At 41.4% G+C, this 19,301-nt stretch carries 12 protein-coding genes; 6 read left to right on the top strand and 6 right to left on the bottom strand.

Annotated elements, in window-relative coordinates:
* Positions 1 to 53 precede the first annotated feature (53 nt).
* The 4 genes from FTU22_RS05235 to FTU22_RS05220 form a co-directional block, all read right to left on the bottom strand.
* Entirely contained in the window at positions 54 to 881 is an 828-nt protein-coding gene (locus tag FTU22_RS05235; RefSeq protein WP_180093330.1) for a hypothetical protein, read from the bottom strand.
* A 106-nt stretch (positions 882 to 987) separates the two neighbouring features.
* Positions 988 to 2,580, bottom strand: coding sequence for a peptide chain release factor 3 (locus FTU22_RS05230; protein ID WP_078192693.1), 1,593 nt, complete (start codon positions 2,578 to 2,580; stop codon positions 988 to 990).
* Positions 2,581 to 2,819: 239 nt separating this feature from the next.
* The gene (locus FTU22_RS05225) at positions 2,820 to 4,886 is read right to left on the bottom strand and encodes an EAL domain-containing protein (protein ID WP_180034907.1); all 2,067 of its coding nucleotides are present in this window, start codon (positions 4,884 to 4,886) and stop codon (positions 2,820 to 2,822) included.
* 436 nt (positions 4,887 to 5,322) lie between these two features.
* Complete coding sequence (locus FTU22_RS05220; protein WP_180093328.1) at positions 5,323 to 7,533, bottom strand: carboxy terminal-processing peptidase; 2,211 nt, start codon at positions 7,531 to 7,533, stop codon at positions 5,323 to 5,325.
* 200 nt (positions 7,534 to 7,733) lie between these two features.
* Here FTU22_RS05220 and nagZ point away from each other — a divergent pair, with 200 nt between their 5' ends.
* Together nagZ and FTU22_RS05210 are read left to right on the top strand one after the other, a co-directional pair.
* The gene (gene nagZ / locus FTU22_RS05215) at positions 7,734 to 8,756 is read left to right on the top strand and encodes a beta-N-acetylhexosaminidase (protein ID WP_180093326.1); all 1,023 of its coding nucleotides are present in this window, start codon (positions 7,734 to 7,736) and stop codon (positions 8,754 to 8,756) included.
* A 130-nt stretch (positions 8,757 to 8,886) separates the two neighbouring features.
* The gene (locus FTU22_RS05210) at positions 8,887 to 9,756 is read left to right on the top strand and encodes a class I SAM-dependent methyltransferase (RefSeq protein ID WP_180093324.1); all 870 of its coding nucleotides are present in this window, start codon (positions 8,887 to 8,889) and stop codon (positions 9,754 to 9,756) included.
* A 28-nt stretch (positions 9,757 to 9,784) separates the two neighbouring features.
* On the opposite strand, the gene FTU22_RS05205 is transcribed toward FTU22_RS05210, so the two are convergent.
* Entirely contained in the window at positions 9,785 to 11,113 is a 1,329-nt protein-coding gene (locus FTU22_RS05205; RefSeq protein ID WP_180093321.1) for an alpha/beta fold hydrolase, read from the bottom strand.
* A gap of 303 nt (positions 11,114 to 11,416) precedes the next feature.
* Here FTU22_RS05205 and FTU22_RS05200 point away from each other — a divergent pair, with 303 nt between their 5' ends.
* From FTU22_RS05200 to FTU22_RS05185, 4 genes are all read left to right on the top strand, one after another.
* Positions 11,417 to 12,682 carry a glutamate-5-semialdehyde dehydrogenase gene (locus FTU22_RS05200; RefSeq protein WP_111884042.1) on the top strand — a complete coding sequence of 422 codons (1,266 nt, stop codon included), beginning with the start codon at positions 11,417 to 11,419 and terminating at the stop codon, positions 12,680 to 12,682.
* Between the two features lie 493 nt (positions 12,683 to 13,175).
* A complete protein-coding gene (locus tag FTU22_RS05195) occupies positions 13,176 to 14,393 on the top strand; it encodes an acetate/propionate family kinase (RefSeq protein WP_111884043.1) in 1,218 nt (405 codons plus the stop codon).
* Positions 14,394 to 14,452: 59 nt separating this feature from the next.
* Complete coding sequence (pta, locus tag FTU22_RS05190) at positions 14,453 to 16,594, top strand: phosphate acetyltransferase (RefSeq protein ID WP_180093319.1); 2,142 nt, start codon at positions 14,453 to 14,455, stop codon at positions 16,592 to 16,594.
* A gap of 260 nt (positions 16,595 to 16,854) precedes the next feature.
* On the top strand, positions 16,855 to 17,529 hold the full coding sequence (locus FTU22_RS05185; RefSeq protein ID WP_180093317.1) for a phosphatase PAP2 family protein: 675 nt from the start codon (positions 16,855 to 16,857) through the stop codon (positions 17,527 to 17,529).
* 146 nt (positions 17,530 to 17,675) lie between these two features.
* On the opposite strand, the gene FTU22_RS05180 is transcribed toward FTU22_RS05185, so the two are convergent.
* Positions 17,676 to 19,301: an alkaline phosphatase gene (locus tag FTU22_RS05180; RefSeq protein WP_180093315.1), complete on the bottom strand. Its 1,626-nt coding sequence runs from the start codon at positions 19,299 to 19,301 to the stop codon at positions 17,676 to 17,678.

Raw genomic sequence — 19,301 nt, 5'->3', positions numbered from 1 at the left:
ATAATTGATATTTATTTTGGTAAATATCTTATCAGATTAAATACTTTCGTTGATTAGAACATATGCTGATAAACGCCAGCTTTCAATACTTGTTGTGTTTGCGCTTTGCTGAGATAAATATCCAATTGTTTACCATCTTTGACAATTTCATCTGTACGGTAATGCAAACCGATACCTTCTTGATCAAAGAACCAATCTGCTTGGCCCCAATAGAGTTTTTTCGGTGCCGATTTTTTGACATCTATCTCTTGTTCATCTAACCATTTGCTATAGGCTTGCTGCACAATAGCATCCATATTTTGCTGTTGCTTTGCTTCAATAATATCTAAAGGTTTAAGATTCTTTTTTGCACGGCGGTCTGCCACAAAAAAATAATAACGCTCTTTGACCGTGATATTTTCCTGTTTGGTATCAACACCGATTTGCAGCAACACATATTGATTCCGTTGATATGGAACTCGTGTGTACATGGCCAATTCATAGGCTTTATTGGTTTTAAACTCTGCCTGCCAAGCATCTGATTTTTTCACATACGCATCGACGGCTTGTTGGAGATTCATATTTTGCTTTAATGCAATCTGATCTTGTACGACGCTGGCCTGATTTTTTTCAATCCAGCCATTCAACCATGTATCTACGGTCTGAATGGTTTGTATCTCTAAATCAATACAACTTTTATTTTCACAAAACGGTTTGGCAATTTTTGCGGCTTGCTCTCGAATATTTAAATAGGGCAAAACATCTGGATTGATCACGACCGCTTCAGAAGCGCCATCATCGGCCGGCTTTGTCGCTTTGTTTTCTTTTCCTGAATCACATGCACTGAGCAGCAAAACACTCCCCAAAAGTGCAAAAACTGTAGCATCCTTGAATATTTTCATGATGTCCTAAACGACCAAATGATTGCGTAATGTATGGATTTAAAAACTCTACCACAAAATAAAACAGCTTCACGAAGAAGCTGTTTTATTTCTGTAAAAGAACAACTTAGTGTTCACGTGTATTGCTGAACACGATATCCGGATAACGTTCTTGCATTAACTGTAAATTCACACGACTTGGTGCAAGATAAGTTAAATGACCACCGCCATCGACAGACAATTGGTCGTGTGCTTTTTTCTTAAATTCGTTGAATTTTTTCTCGTCATCACACGATACCCAACGTACGGTATTGATACTTACAGGCTCATAAATACAATCAACTTTGTATTCTTCTTTCAGACGATAAGCCACAACTTCAAACTGAAGTACACCCACAGCACCCACGATTAAATCGTTACTGTTTTGCGGCATAAAGACCTGAGTTGCACCTTCTTCTGAAAGTTCTTTTAAGCCTTTTTGTAGCTGTTTTGACTTCAACGGATCTTTTAAACGCACGCGACGAAACATTTCAGGGGCGAAGTGAGGAATCCCGGTAAAATGTAAATCTTCACCCGAAGTGAAGGTATCGCCGATTTGAATCGTACCATGGTTATGCAAACCGATAATGTCACCCGGCCATGCTTCTTCAAGGTGTTGACGGTCACCGGCAAGGAACGTTAAGGCATCACTAATACGCACATCTTTACCTAGACGCACATGTTTCATTTTTAAGCCTTTTTCATACTTACCTGAACAGATACGCATGAATGCAATACGGTCACGGTGTTTTGGATCCATATTGGCTTGAATTTTAAAGACGAAACCAGTGAAGCCTTCTTCAGTCGCTTCAACTTTGCGGTCTTGCGTCGGATGTGCTTTAGGTTCAGGTGCATATTGACTAAATGCATCCAACACGTGGTCTACACCAAAGTTACCGAGTGCCGTACCAAACAAGACTGGCGTTTGACGGCCTGCCAAAAATTCATCACGGTCTAAAGGTTCATTGGCCATTTGAACCAATTCCAATGATTCTTCAAATGCAGCCCAAGCGAGATCACCGACTTTTTCACGCAAATCTGCATAGTCATAGCCATCACGGACTTCAATATCCGTAATGGTTGAACCGAAACCTGCCTTATAAACGTAGAATTTTTCTTCGAGTAGGTTAAATACACCGGCAAAGTCACGACCTGTGCCTAATGGCCAAGTAATCGGAACACATTTAATTTTTAAAACGTTTTCGATTTCATCAAGTAGTTCTAATGGCTCACGAATTTCACGGTCCATTTTGTTGACGAATGAAATAATCGGCGTGTCGCGCATACGACACACTTCCATCAATTTGATCGTACGGTCTTCGACACCTTTTGCACCATCAATCACCATAAGCGCAGAGTCAACAGCGGTTAATGTACGGTAGGTATCTTCAGAAAAGTCTTCATGCCCTGGGGTGTCGAGCAAGTTAATCATCTTGTCTTTAAACGGGAACTGCATAACAGAAGTGGTGATCGAAATACCACGTTCTTTTTCCATTTCCATCCAGTCAGACGTTGCCGCACGATCAGATTTACGGCTTTTTACCATACCTGCAACCTGAATCGCCTGTCCCCATAACAACAGTTTTTCTGTCATTGTGGTTTTACCGGCATCGGGGTGGGAAATAATAGCGAAAGTACGTCGCTGAGCGACCTGTGTCGCTAATTCTTCTTTAAAACTCATGAAAGACACCTACTGCAAAACTCGCAGTGCAAAAGATCAGATCTGATCAATATGGAAAATTGGCGATATTGTATCAGATTGACCATTAAAAATAATCAACCACATCGGGTTGAGTCAAAATCTTAGCGTGGTGTGTCTTGATGTTTTACATTGGATGACGACCTGTTTTTATCGACGATATAAAGCATTTCTCTGTCTTTTTTCTCACTCATTGGCAATGCGATCAGACTACGAGGACTTTATTCAACTTTCATTTTCATGCGTTCTTCAAGCTGTGCCACTGGCATCGGCATTCCTAACAAATATCCCTGCAACTGTTGGCAACCTAAACGTTTTAAAATTTCTGCTTGTTGTTCTGTCTCTACACCTTCTGCAGTGACCGTTAAACCCAGTCGAATTGCCAAGTGAATAATACTTTCTAAAATAATTTCTTCTTTAGAGCCGACGCTCAAATTGCGGATAAACTCACGGTCAATTTTCAGTTCATCTACAGGCAGTTCTTTTAAATACAAGAAACTTGAATGTCCCGTACCAAAGTCATCAATCGCAACTTTAATTCCCATCTTTCTCAAATGTTCAAAAGTCAAGATACTGGCATCGATATGATGCATAGCTGTTGACTCGGTAATTTCAATAATTAAATTTGATGGGTTAATTTCATACCTTGCAAAAAGCGACTCTAAGGTACTAAATAAATGTTTATGCTCAAACTGAATCGCTGATAAATTGACCGCAATCGGATACAGCGGCATATTCAGCTTTTCCCAGTGCTGAATTTGCTTACAGGCTTCTTCAAGCGCCCAATAGCCCATGGCAATAATCAGTCCAGTTTTTTCTGCACCATTGATAAACTTATTTGGCGTCAGCATACCTAGAGTTGGATGATTCCAACGAATTAAGGCCTCAACCCCACAAATTTCACGATCAACGGCATTAAATTTTGGCTGATAAAATAAAATAAATTGCTGTTCTTCTACCGCTTTATATAAATCATTGATCAGTTTCGTCTGACTTTTTTCTTCAAATTGGTCGGCAGTATAATTAAAAAATGAATAGGTATTACGCCCCTGATACTTCGAACTCAGCATTGCGGTGTCTGCATTGATCAGTAGGTCTTGTAAGTTCGCACCATGTTCAGGGTACATCGCAATACCAATACTGCCTGAAATGTTAATTTCCTTACCTGCAATCAAAAAGCTTTCTTGCATCAATTCCAATATTTTTTCAGACATTGCTGTGGCAGAGTCATTGCTTGCCGACTCAAGCACAATCAGAAACTCGTCCCCACCGATTCGTAGCAATTTGGCTTTATCATTAATTAAACGGTGAATGCGTGTGGCAATTTGAATTAGTAGTTGATCACCCACATGGTGTCCAAACACATCATTGACCGCTTTAAAACGGTCGATATCAATATAAATAAAAGCAATTTTATCTTGTCTTAAGCGATGCTCTGTAAATAGAAAATGTGCATATTCAGCCAAAAATAGTCGATTAGGCAAACGGGTCAAATTGTCCTGTACAGCTTGATTGGCTAGTTCTCGATTTGCGCGCATCAACTGCAAACTGCGATGTTCTAAACGTTGCTCAAGTACTGCAACGCTAAAGGCCGCCATCAACAATAAACTGGTGACAAATAAGACAATAAATAGCAATAAATTATGGTTAATTTGAGCCGCAACCAATATATCCATCGAGTTTAGCGGTACAAAATCAACAGCCGCCATACCAATATAATGCATAGCAACAATGCTAAAAGTCAGCATGACCGCAACAAAGGCATTCATGATGTTACGTTTTGGCGAGTATTTATTTTTAAACGTTAGCCAAAATGCCAAACATGAGCCACAGATCGCAACTAAAATTGAACAGATAACAATTAAAGGTTCGTATCGTTGCTCATAACCCTGAACGTCTAAACTCAGCATCCCCGTGTAATGCATTCCGGAAATGCCTAGCCCCATTAAAACTGAGCCTAAAATTAAACGAGGAAATGGTAGCGTCAGTCGTGTGGTTAACCACACGGCAAAAGTGGACGCGACAAAGGCGATAAAATAAGATGTTAGGGTCAGACTAGTATCAAAACTATGATTTGAAGGTAAATGGCTGGCCATCATGCCTACAAAATGCATGCACCAAATCGCAGCACCTAAAATTGCACCGCTGAATAATAATATGACATTTTCATATCTTGGTCGTGTTCCACGAAACAACATTTGTTCGAGTGAAACCGCTAAGTAACAACTTAATAATGCAACTACGATTGAACCAACGACTAGATTGTAATCATAATGAATATGGGTCATATCAAGCGTTCCGCTTAGGTTATCGTGGCACTTTCTTTAACCGAATTACCCAATCTATCTCTTCCCTTTAACTTGTTACATTTTCAATTACTTACTTATTTTCTCTTAGAATCTATTAGTCTACGGTAATGGTCAAGTCTTTCTTTCAAGATTTTAAGCAACTGATTAATTTAAAAAAATAAAGCTTGATGAAGTTCACTAAAACTTAAACTTTTGATAAAAATTACATCAGGTGTTTATTATTTTAGAACAGTTTCTAATCATAATAAAATGAATAAGTTAGAATCATTTAAAGATTACTTTCTAGATTTAAATCGAACACCGCCCTACTCACAAAAAAATAGCGAGCCGTAGCTCGCTATTTCTCAATGGATAAATTCATCTTTTCTGTCAAAAACTCAAGCAATCATCTCAATGTTATTTATGGATGAATTACTTACTTTTTGGCTGTTGTTGTATGCGTTTTGCCTTGTAATTTGGCATAGTCCATTAGCACGTTTGCAGCTTCCGTCACAAAGACTTCTTCTTCAGGCAGTGCTGGACGTTGGTTTGCCTTCATTTTTGCACGTGCCTCCACCAATGCATCCATAGACGCTTGGTAGCTTTCCCAGTTGGCATAAGGTTTTTGACCCACCACTTTACGACGCTGATTTTCAGCATCCAAAGACTTTTGCTCTAGTGCCAACAGCTCGGCTTTACGCTTCGCTAAGTCAAGCACCACACGCTTTTGCTCTTCTGTCTTTTTCGCAATCGCAGTACGTTGCTCTAAATATTTAAATTGCGGATCAATGCTGACACGTTGCTGAGATGACTTAATCAAATCGGGAACATAGGCTTGGATCGAGCCTTCACGTTTAAACGGTGCTGTAGGAATGGTATCCCACTGTAAAGCATTTTTCGCTTTACGTTCACCAAATTCTTCATTGTAAATATCAACCAACTTAATATCAGGCACGACTCCTTTATTCTGGGTACTGCCGCCAGTCACGCGGTAAAATTTACGTTGCGTTAAGGTTGCTTGACCATAGGCTAAAGAGTCAAGTTGTACCTGCGCTGTTCCTTTACCCGTTGTGGTGCTACCAATCACCACACCACGTTCATAGTCTTGAATCGCAGCAGAATAAATTTCACTCGCAGACGCCGAAGCCAAGTTAATCAATACTGCCAATGGACCTGCATAAGTTTGCGCGCCCCCATCATCATCTTCAAACACGCTGACATTGCCATTGCCATCACGGATTTGCACCACTGGACCTGATTTAATCACTTGACCAAGCATACGTGCCACTTCTTCAAGTGAGCCACCTGGGTTATTACGCAAGTCAATGATGATACCTTCAACATTTTGAGCATCTAAAGTTTTTAAGGCTTTATTGGTATCTTCTGACACAGAACGGTAGTCTGTACCTGCACGACGTGCACGATAGTTCAAGTAAAACGATGGAATTTCAATTACACCGAACTTATGCTTTTTGCCATCACGCTCAATTTCAACGGTACGTGAACGCACGCCTGCATCTTCTTCTTGAATCACATCACGTACAATTGTGACATTTCGCGCTTGATTCATGGACGCACCAGCACCCAATAAACGTAGAGTCACTTTGGTGCCACGTTTACCACGAATCAGTCCAACAATTTCATTACTCGGCCAACCGATCACATCCACCATTTTGTCGCCATCTTGGGCAACACCAACGATACGATCGCCTGACTTGACTTGTCCTGATTTGCTAGCAGGACCACCTTCCACAATCGTCTCGATTTTGGTGTAGTCTTCATTACCACGTTCAGGACGGATCGATACCCCAATCCCTTCCAATTGCAGCGTGGTTTGACGGTTCAATTCCATCGCATCTACAGGTGGGAAATAGTTACTGTGCGGATCATACGTCAGCATCATGGCATTCAGAGTTTTGTCGAGCACATCATCGCTTTTTAAACGACTAATCCGCTCTAACTGACGCGTATAACGCTTGGTTAAAGTCTGTACAGGTGTTAAGTCTTCAGGACCTGTTAAGTCTTGACCATTTGCCAGTGTTGGGTCATCTTTCAACGCTTTCTGTTTGGCTTTCTCTTCTTCTTTGCTGATGGTTAAATTGATCAGCTGAGAGACCAACATTTTATTCCAATGCGCACGCTGCTCTTCTGTCGATTTAAAGAATGGCGCTTTTTCACGATCGGTTTCGATGTAGTTATTCGGTTGATTTAAATTCTGTGGCTTTTTCAGCTCTTCCAACATATAGGTGTAGAACTGTTTTAAGCGCTCACGATATTGCGCATGAATCGCATACGGCCCTGTTAAATTGCCCGCTTTGAGATTTGCACCAAAAGTTGAGCCATAACGTTTTTTATAATTTTCAATATCTGATGCCAAGAACAACGTATGTTCAGCATCTAAACTATCAATATAAAAATCTAAAATACGGTTAGATGTATTGGCATCTAAACGCTGATTTAAATAGTGTTGACGGTCTACCAATGTTGCAAGCTGACGTGAGACCAAGGCTTGCTCTTGTGTGGGCTGAATAGTACCCGCGCTCACTGCTTCTGTATTATTGGCAGCAATTGCGTCATTCACCACATGAGTGAAAAAAAATCCACCTGTCGCAATCGCAACGGCACAAGCTAATGTTTGAAGTTTCATAAATAATTTGTACTTCCTTGGTATTAAGACCAATATTACCGTGTTGGTTTTCGACCTGAATTGAATAGATTCAAAATCTTAAACAACTTAATATGTTTATGTCGTGTAGTTTTATCATATTCTCTGCTGACAAAGTGTAGCAAATCATTGCAGAATTCAGGTATTGTTTTTCCTTAAAAATTCCAACACGGACACCGAATATGATTGGCGCATTAATGCTCGACATTGCTGGCACAGAACTTACCCAAGAAGATATTGAACTATTACAGGCACCACAAGTTGGCGGCATGATTTTATTTGGTCGCAACATTGAATCTCCTGAACAAGTTCGTGCCCTGACCGACCATATGCGTCAAATCCGTCCTGATATTTTAATTGCCGTCGATCAGGAAGGTGGTCGTGTACAACGCTTAAAACAAGGCTTCACACTCCTACCAGCTATGGGTAAGTTTGGAGAACTTTACTTAACTGAACCTGAAAAAGCTGTTGAACTGGCTGAACAATGTGGCTGGTTGATGGCAGCTGAAGTCCTTGCGGTCGGCATCGATTTTAGTTTTGCACCAGTGCTGGACCTAAATGATGTCAGTGATGTGATTGGTGACCGTGGTTTTGCCAAAAATATGCAAGACATCATTCCACTGGCAAGTGCTTTCTTAAAAGGTATGAAACGTGCGGGGATGGCATCTACAGGTAAGCATTTCCCAGGCCATGGCTCGGTGAAAGCAGATTCACATATCGCTGCTGCCGTTGATCATCGTAGTTATGAAGAAATCTATCAAAAAGACATGCAAAGCTTTATTCAACTGCAACCACAGCTTGATGCATTAATGCCTGCGCATGTGATTTATGAAAATATTGATCCTAATCCTGCTGGATTTTCACCGTATTGGATTCAGAAAGTCTTACGTCAAGAGCTCCAATTTGATGGCGTTTTATTCTCCGATGATTTAAGCATGCAAGCCGCTTGTGTCGCTGGCGGCGCAGATGCTCGTATCCAAGCAGCATTAAATGCAGGTTGTGATATGGGCCTTGTATGTAATAACCGTGAATCTGCATGCATTGCGCTGGATGGCATTCAAAACTTGGCTCTCCCAAATCAAGAACGCCTAGAACGTATGCGCGGTAAAATCCCACAAATTGAGATTGGACAAAGCATTGAACTCGGGGCGGACTGGCAAAACGTGCGTAACCGTATTGTGGATTTTAAAAATCAATATTGCTAATCCAAGACTTTCAAAATTCTAGAAAAAGGAGCACGACAAGGTGCTCCTTTTTGATTTATGATGAGGTCAAAATAAGTGCTTCGGCGCTATACAAAAATTGCCAATAAAAACAACATTAGGTCAGGACGACATGACACAAAGTTTATCGGAACATCGACACATTTCCTTTACTGCACATTACACCGGCTATATTTGGTACAGCATGGGGATTTCACATCCCGTTTTTGCCACACGTAAAGGCAAATTTTTAGCACGTTTAGTCCATCCTTTAGAAAGCTGGGCAGAAAAGAATGTGGGCGGTAGCATGCGTTCGACGCTTAAACAGCGCCATGCCATGATCGATCAACATTTAGATCAACTCATTACCCAACACCCTCAGCTACAAGTCCTTGAAATTGCCTGTGGCCTCTCCCCGCGCGGTTGGAATTTTCGTACCAAGCATCCTGAAATTGACTTTCGTGAACTCGACTTGCCAGATATGGCAAAAATCAAAACACAGGCACTTAAACAGATTGACCCGCATGCCCCTGAGGTCTTAACTGGCGACATTTTCACTCAAGATTTTGAACGTATTTTTCAGAGTTTTGACCCTGAACGTCCTTTGGTGGTGATTAGCGAAGGGCTGATTAATTACTTTGATCAAGCCCTGATGAATAAATTATTACAAGGGATCACCGAATATGGTGCCTCGTTTCAGGAATTGCATTATCTGACCGACATCTATCCAGAACCCGTCAAGAACCGTTTAGCACGCTTTATTTGGGCCAGTAGTAAATTACTCAAAGTTATTTCACGCAGCGCTTTTACTTTTCATTTTCAATCCCCTGCTGAATTACAGCAGTTTTTCAGTCATACAGGATTTGAAGAAGTAGACGTCGTTCAGCCGGCCTTATACTTTCCACAACAGCAGCAAGAACAAGTGATTCCTTTCCACGATGCAGAGCAGCACTGTGGAGATTTGGTTTGGATGGTCCATGCTAAAACAAAAAAACAGCGCTAAAGCGCTGTTTTTTTTATATGTTCATATTTTAACTTACAGCTTCTAATATCAACACATCTTCTTTTTGGCGTTGTACAAAGCGCAATAAACGCTCCGCCAACTCAAAACTACCATGCTTAAACAAAGCACGAACCTGCGTATCTACAACGTCAAAGATGAGACATTCAATTTTAAACTCACCTTCTTCATCTTCTAGATGTAATGCCAAATCCCGTGGATATGCGTGCATGGAGTCCAACATTTCAGCCTGCACATTCAACAACACCCCAAAATAATTTAAATCTATAATTTGAGTGTCAACCACAAGGTCTGAATGGCGATGAGATAAATGTGTGAATGGCTGTTGTACACTCACCCGCGCTTCGCCACGGCGTTCGATATTTTGCATTTGCTCTCGGCTCATTGGAATGATCCCTTCCAACTGCTGAATAGACTCACCGCGTAGATAAGTTGCAAATAAATTCATGGTTTCTTTACGGCGTTGCAACTGCGGTAAATGATCCGCATTGGCAATCATGGCAAATTGCATATTCGGACATTGCAAGGCAAAGCCCGCATTTTCATGTGGCAAAGTAAAACTGTCGTACTGCCCGCATGACACCAATACATCACACTGTGGAATCGGCACGTCTTGCAAACGCAGCAAACGATTACAGTTAATGTCATAACGCTCTTGTTCGGTATTGGTGAATTCAGCCATTTGTCTAAAGAACAAACGCTTCGCTGTCGGTGACATCCGCGTCACATCAAGTTTGGCATGATTGACCAAATATAAAATCACCGCTTGGCCAAATTCATCCATGCGCTGTTCTTTCATCAAGTGCAAGGATTCTTCAAGCAACATGCGCCAGCTCTTGCGCGTTTTTTGCATCACGCCCATTAAAATCATGCGGTCAATCAATTCAGGACGTTGATCTGCCAGACCTGCTGCCACCACTGAACCTAGTGACATCCCCATCACGGATACTTTTTCTAGCCCGACGATATCCAGCCAAACGCCCAACATCTGCGCCAGATCACCCAACTCTAAAGTCCCTGCCGACACCGAAGTATCGACATTGGTAATTTGCTGGTTTGAGCCCATGGAGGGTAAATCAATTAAAATAATTGGGCCTGCCGCAAATAATTGTTCGACACAATATTTGTAGGAATTAAAGTTTTGAAATGCCCCACCAATAATAACAATCGGGGTGCGATGAATCGTTTCAGGTTGTGCAATGGCCATATATTCGACCTTCCAGCCATCAATCCATGTCGTTCTGGCAGGCTGTTTAAAGCTTTGCTTGTCATACAGATCGAAAAAACTGTAATGCGTACTTTCCTGTACGGTCGGATCCATTTGGATAATGGAATTCATATTCCTTTCCTCCATTCCTGCCTTATTTTTATTGTCAGGAATTCGTTTAGAGACTCTGCTCGATTTAGCGTCCTGCTCTTTAATCGTTATTTGTACGACTTCAATGTCGCTATTGTTTCATTCTATACAGAGGTTCATTTTACAAGCAACTGATATCCCCGCCGCTTATCTACTTTTGCTCTAAAAACAATTTCAAAATGTTAATTCTGGTCAGCAAGTACAGTCTAATATGCACTTAAGTGCTTCATTGTTCAGTCACAGGCTGTTAATATCGAGTTGAAATTTCTAAGTGATCAAACCGCTATGCAAGAGTCTATTGAACAATACATGCAAACGGTAGGACAGCAAGCACGCACAGCATCACGTGTGCTCGCAGGGGCTTCTACCCAGACTAAAAATAATGCCTTATCAGCAATTTATACTGCTTTACAAAACAGTGAAACTGCAATTTTGGCAGCTAACCAAGTGGATATGACCAAAGCGCATAACAACAACTTGGATAGTGCTCTGCTTGATCGCTTAGAACTTACCCCCACACGCTTTAAAGGCATGCTCCAAGGTCTAAAAGATGTAATCGCACTCACTGACCCGATTGGCGAAATCACCGATATGGCCTTTCGTCCGACAGGTATTCAGCTGGGCAAAATGCGCGTACCGCTAGGTGTTGTCGGCATGATTTACGAATCTCGCCCAAATGTCACCCTTGAAGCCGCATCTTTAGCGCTTAAATCAGGTAACGCGATTATTTTACGTGGTGGTTCTGAAGCTTTGGAATCTAACCAAGCAATTGCAGCAGCGATTCAACATGGCTTAACTGCCGCAGGTGTACCTGAACATGCCGTTCAAGTCATTAATACCCCAGACCGTGCTGCGGTCGGCCAATTAATTACTATGCCTGAATATGTCGATGTGATCGTACCTCGTGGTGGCAAAAGCTTAATTGAACGTATCACCAATGAAGCACGTGTGCCTGTTATCAAACATCTTGATGGTAACTGCCATGTTTTTGTGGAAGCTCAGGCTGATTTGCAAAAAGCATTACCTATTGCGCTTAATGCCAAAACACACCGTTATGGCGTATGTAATGCCATGGAAACCTTACTTGTCGATGAAAATGTCGCTGAAGAGTTTTTACCACGCATTGCTGAACTTTATGCTGAGAAAAAAGTTGAACTGCGTGGCTGTGCTGAAACGCAGCGCATTTTGGGTGAGTCGATTGTTCCTGCAACTGAGGAAGATTGGTACACCGAATACTTAGGCCCGATTTTGGCAGTGAAAGTCGTTACTGGCCTAGATGAAGCGATTGAACACATCAACAAATATGGCTCACACCATACCGACTCAATCATTACCGAAAACTTTAGTTTGGCTCGTCAGTTTTTGGCGCGTGTAGATTCGAGTTCAGTGATGATCAATGCCTCAACGCGCTTTGCGGATGGTTTTGAATATGGTCTTGGTGCTGAGATCGGTATTTCAACCGATAAAATCCATGCACGTGGTCCAGTCGGTCTTGAAGGTCTGACTTCTCAAAAATGGATTGTGTTTGGTGATGGTCAAATTCGCCAATAACACCCAATAAGACAACGAAAGCTGTGCTTTTCTGATTAAAGGCACAGCTTTTTTTATGGTGATTTAAAAAATTAGACCCAGGGTTCACATATTGAAATATAAGCCTGCAAACACACAGGATATAGAATCGAAAACAGATTTTTTGACAATTAAATACTTAAGAAGAATGAGAAAAGTTAAATTTACCTGCTTTTTTGCAACAATTTGAGGATTACAGCGCAGCGAACGCATGTTATGTTCTATGTATATCCCTTAAATCGTATAAATTTTGAGGACTATTTTATTAATAAATGAAAACTATGAACTGATAAATTTTAATTATTATTGTGCTCAGGGTCGATAGTGCTTAAGTCTAATCTCCTAAAGTCTATCTAGGACGATAAAAAAACCCATGATAAAACATCATCACAGATCTAAATTGTATCAATCAATACAACTGCAATCAGATCAATATTATGGATAAGTATTTCAATTAGAATTCGGGTATTTAAACGTGTCTACATCAGTATTAGTAATTAACTGCGGATCTTCTTCTATCAAATATGCGTTAGTTTCTGAGCGCCGTGAAGATCGTATTTTTGGTCTAGCCGAGAACCTAGGTTCTGCTGATGCACGTATTAAAGGGGTCACTACAGGTGGTGATGCGCTTGAGCTGTCCATTCCACATGCTGACCATGAAAAAGCCCTCGAAACTATTTTAGAGCGTTTGGCTCACCATAATCCTCAAGCGATTGGTCACCGTGTTGTTCACGGCGGTACATTAACCAAAGCTGAGCTATTAACACCAGAAATTATTGAACGTATTCGTGAAGCTACACCGCTTGCTCCATTGCATAACCCGGCTCACTTGGTAGGGATCGAAGCAACCATGCGCTTGTTCCCTGAACTTCCGCAAGTAGCCGTATTTGATACAGCATTCCACCAAACCATGCCGTCTCATGCATACCGTTATGCATTACCAAAATTCTTGTACACACAACATAACGTACGTCGTTATGGATTCCATGGTACTAGCCATGCCTACGTATCTGAGCGTGGCTCAATGTTGGCAGGCAGCTTTAAACAAGGTGGCTGGTTAACTGCTCACTTAGGCAATGGTAGCTCGACTTGTGCGATTTGGAATGGTCAATCTGTAGATACGTCAATGGGTCTGACTCCACTTGAAGGTGTGGTCATGGGCACACGTAGTGGTGATGTTGACCCAAGTATTCACAGCTTCCTTGCGAGCAACTTAGGTTGGGATATCTACAAAATCGACAAGATGCTGAACAGCCAATCAGGCCTACTCGGTTTGTCTGATCTTTCAAATGACATGCGTACGTTGATCGAAGCATCGGAACAAGGCAACGAAGATGCAGCACTTGCCATTGAAGTATTCTGCTACCGTTTAGCAAAATCTTTGGCAGGTCTCAGCTGTGGTCTACCACGTATTGACGGTTTATTCTTTACCGGTGGTATTGGTGAAAATTCTGCCTACATTCGTGAAAAAACAGTTTCATACTTACCGCACTTTGGTTTCAACCTTAGTAAAGAATTAAATGACAACTTAAAACGCGGTACTGAAGGTCGTATTGACCACGGTACTGGCCCACAAATTTGGGTTGTTCCAACCGATGAAGAAGGCCGTATTGCCAAAGAAACTGAGCATGTTGTAGACGAGGTGACAGCGTCTGCTACAAAAAAGTCTGATGCTGAAGCTGCGATTGCATAAGCAATCGCATCAGCCCCTTCGCCTTCAATATTAATTTTTAGCTTTAATTTAGACACCGTATGAAAACAATTTTACTCGTGCCAACTGGGGAAGGTGTAGGTTTAACATCTGCATGCTTAGGTTTAATTTATGCTTTGGAATGCCAAGGGGTCAAAGCAGGTTTTCTGAAACCATTTTCACAGGAAAATGTCGCAGATACTGTAGACCGTACAACGGCTCTTTATCGTCATTTATTTAATAATGAAACGGTAGAACCTATTCATCATGCCACCATCGTGAAGCAACTCAGTCATGATGAAAGTGATGAACTGCTCGAAGAAGCGGTTCGTTTGCACCGTGAAATTGCAAAAAAGCATGATCTGATTATTGTTGAAGGCTTGGTTCCAAACAGCCGAGATAACTTTGCCTCAGAACTCAACGCAACATTAGCAAAAGCACTCGATGCTAAAGTGATTATTGTCAGCACAGCAGATATTCAAAATGCCACAAAAACGGCTGAGAAAATTGACAGTTCTCTACGCCAATTTGGTGGTGCGGTATCTGAACGTACTGCGGGCGTTTTGTTTATGCGCACACGTGGCTTGCCAGAAGAATCTGCGCAAATTCCTGTCACGCTTGATCCAAATCTGCGTTTAATCAGTGATACCAATAAATTTGTACTCGAATTACAACAAAGTAATCCGCAAATTGGTTCTACACAGCTACCTGTCATTGGCCTCGTTCCATTTAGTAATACGCTCAGCGTACCGCGCATGTCTGACTTGGCGACGCATATCCAAGCAGAATGGATCAACCAAGGCGATGCTGCTCATCGCCGCGTACTGCATAGCAGCTTAGTTGCCTCTAATATTGAACATGAACTTCACAAATTTGTGGCAGGCGAACTGATTATCAGCGCCTCTGACCGTATTGATGTGTTGTTGGCTTCTAGCCTTGCAAGTAGCAATGGTATTCCACTTGCCGGTTTGGTTTTGACTGAACACCATCAACCGAACCCACAAGTTTTAGATTTCTGCCAAACCGCGATTAAGCAAGGCTTACCGATTTTACATACGCCTTTAAGCACGTTTGAAACGGCACAACAACTTTCAAATTTAGGCAATGAAATTCCTGTCGATGACGTCGAACGTGCAGAGCAAGTGACTCGCTTTGTTTCAAGCCACATCAATGCTGAATGGATTACTGAAGTATTAAATGGTTCATATCAACCACGCTTGTCCCCTTCTGCATTCCGTCATGAATTGGTACAAAAGTCCATTGCTGCGAAAAAACGGATTGTTCTACCTGAAGGTGATGAACCACGCACCATTCAGGCGGCTGCCATTTGTCAATCACGTGGCATTGCACACTGTATTTTATTGGCAAAACCTGAAGCCGTGATTGAAGTTGCAAAAGCACGTAATATCGAACTTCCACATGATTTGGAAATTATTGATCCAGATCTGATTCGTGAAAACTATGTGCCTAAAATGGTTGAGCTGCGTAAAGGCAAACTCAATGATCTACAAGCACGTGAACAGCTACAAGATACTGTTGTTTTAGGTACCATGATGCTTGCACTCGATCAGGTGGATGGCTTAGTCTCAGGCGCAGTACATACTACGGCGAATACTGTACGTCCTGCATTCCAATTGATTAAGACCGCACCTGATTATTCATTGGTTTCTTCTGTGTTCTTTATGCTGCTACCAGATGAAGTCTATGTGTACGGTGACTGTGCCATTAATCCAGATCCAAATGCAGAACAGCTTGCAGAGATTGCGATTCAATCTGCAGATTCAGCGAAAGCTTTTGGTATTGACCCACGTATCGCAATGATTTCGTATTCAACAGGTACTTCTGGTGCAGGTGCAGATGTCGAAAAAGTGGCTGAAGCAACACGTATTGCCAAAGAACGCCGCCCAGACTTACTTATTGATGGCCCGCTTCAATACGATGCCGCATCGGTGGAAAGTGTGGGACGCTCTAAAGCACCTGACTCCAAAGTGGCTGGTCGTGCCAATGTGTTTATCTTCCCTGACTTAAATACAGGTAATACAACCTATAAAGCCGTTCAACGTTCTGCAAATGTAGTCAGTGTTGGTCCGATGCTGCAAGGTTTAAACAAGCCTGTAAATGACTTGTCACGTGGGGCTTTGGTCGATGACATCGTGTTTACCATTGCATTAACGGCAATCCAATCCGAACAGCAAGAAGCTTAATTTTTGTTTCGAGTTCTAAACCACCCTTTCGAAAGATTGGGTGGTTTTTTTATTCATTCCGATTTTCCCGCATTTCAATCTTATTTATATTGCGATAATTTTCATCTTATTAATTCTTGTCATATTAGAGTCAATATTATTGCTTATGGTATGAGCGCTTTTTTAATTATTCAAAACTTAGCTATATCATGACAAACTTAAAATTTTATACTCCATGTGCCATCTCTACATTAATATGGGTTTGCTTAAGCGCACACTCCATGGCCGCAGATTCATATCTAACACCTGACTCAGCTCCAAATAGTCTTGAAATATTATCTACTCCTCCACAAGCCTATAGTGCAGATTTTATTCGTGATCAAAGTATTTTTAAACAATCTCAATATTTGAAAAATACGGCTCGCTGGCAGCAAGCACAAATTGATGCTGATGTTTCAAATGCACACTTAGGGCGACCTTTTTCACATGCATTTGGCATAGAAATTAATGAGAAAAATACACCTATTTTATTTGAAATTTTAAGAAAGATTAAACTTGATAGTAGATACTCTACTCAAACTGCAAAAAAGAAATATAGCCGTGAACGTCCATATGGCTATTTTAATGTCAGCACTTGTACTCCTGAAGAAGAAAATGAAAAAAATCAATATGTTTCCTATCCTTCTGGACATACAACTATCGGTTGGACATATGCATTAGTCTTAGCAGAGTTACGTCCTGAGCGTCAAAGTCAAATTCTTAAACGTGGTATTGAATTTGGTCAAAGCCGAGTCGTGTGCAATATGCATTGGCAAAGTGATGTCGATGCTGGCCGTATTATGGGAGCAGCGCAATTTTCACGCCTACAGGCAGATCCACAATTCCAAGCCGATATGATTAAAGCCAAAACTGAAATTAACCATCTCATTTCTGCCACACATAAAAAATCTGATTAAAAAATCAGCATCTTGTCCCATTGCATGGATAGTAGATCACATGCATGGGCAGTGGTTTTTAATAGATGTGCAAGTCCAATATAAAAATAAAGCGCTTAGAACCATCTAAGCGCTTTATTTAATTTAGCAGGAGTAGTGATCCCTTTTTATTTTGATTTAATCTGCTTCAGTTCTGGCTTGCCGTAAGCCACTTCAAAACTTGCGACGGTCGTCATTTTTCCACCTGGTTTTTCAACAAAGTCTAGAACCTTCAAGTCTGTACGCATATAGTCTTTAAAAAAGTCTAAAGTCTGATAACCGCGTTGATCATTGATAAATTTGATGTGTGGATTTAACTTCAGCACATCTTCCTGCCCTGGACGGATTGGTTGACCATTGCCAGTAGAGGTTATCGATGTAGTTAAAAATTCGGTTGCAATCGATGGACTCTTAAAATCATTCAAATCACTTGGAATATTCGCTGCAAAATATTGATGCAAATCTCCTGATAAAATTACTGTATTACCATGAGGTGCATTTTTTTTGATAGATTCAATCAAGCGCTCGCGTGCGTATGGATAGCCATTCCACGTATCTTTCCCAAAATAAGCTTTGCCTGATTTGTTATAACGTACCCAAGGCATAACCTGAATTTGCTGTGCCAAGACATTCCAACGCTTATCATGGCGCATTTGCTTCGCCAACCATTGCTCTTGTGCTTTACCAAGAACCTGCTCATTTCGGCTATTCTCAGTACGGCAGTAATCTATTTTATCAAACCCATCTTCTAACTGAGCTTTGGTGCATAAAATTGGAGAACGGTATTGTCGTGTATCTAAAATATTCATCCGTAGCATTTTGCCATAATCTAAAGTACGGTAAGCAAGGATATCTGGACCGTTCGGCTTCTGTTTTAAGCGTACAGGCATATATTCGTACCACGCTTGAAACGCTGCTGCGCGGCGCAGTAAAAATATGTCTTTCTTCTCGCCTTTTTCTTCAATATCTGCAGCCCAGTTGTTATCTACTTCATGATCATCAAACGTCATCGCAAAAGGTGCAGATGCATGTGCAGCTTGTAAATCGGGATCCGCACGGTACTGTGCATAACGAATACGATATTGCAGTAAAGTTTGAATTTCCGGACCAATATGTTGACGTGCAGGAATTGAAATTCTTAAATCTCCAATTGCACGCCCCCCACCTTTACCCTCTGGTCCTTCATAAATATAGTCACCATAGTGGAAAACTAAATCTATCTCTTTTTCTTTGCTCAAGTAGTCATAGGCCGTGTAATAACCCGTTTCATAATGCTGACAGCCCACTACAGCGACTCGAACTCGTTCTGGCATTTGGTGCGCGGCAGGTGCTGATTTTGCTGTACCTACAGAACTTTCATAACCAGCCAATCTAAATCGATAATAATAGCGTGTCATCGGTGCTAAACCACTTATCTCTACATGTACTGTGTGATGTAAGTCAGGATGTGCCTGCGCCTTCCCAGTTTGCACAATTTTCTTAAATTCAATATCTGTAGCAATATCCCAATCCACTTCAACAGCTTCCTTCGGCATCCCACCATCTACAGAAAGTGGATATGGTGCAACACGCGTCCAAATCACAAAGCCATCTGGCCAAGGTTCACCTGAAGCAACGCCTAATTGAAACGGGCTAATCGGAAATTTGGCATTTGCCCACGTGCTTACTGGACTCAGTCCAGAAAATAACGCTAAAGACCCGACTCCCATCAAACCCTTTAAGAATTGACGACGATTCGAATTAATATGATTCAT

The sequence above is a fragment of the Acinetobacter sp. YH12076 genome (genome assembly GCF_013419525.1).
GTDB lineage: Bacteria > Pseudomonadota > Gammaproteobacteria > Pseudomonadales > Moraxellaceae > Acinetobacter > Acinetobacter amyesii.
This window is presented reverse-complemented; position numbering and strand designations above follow the sequence as displayed.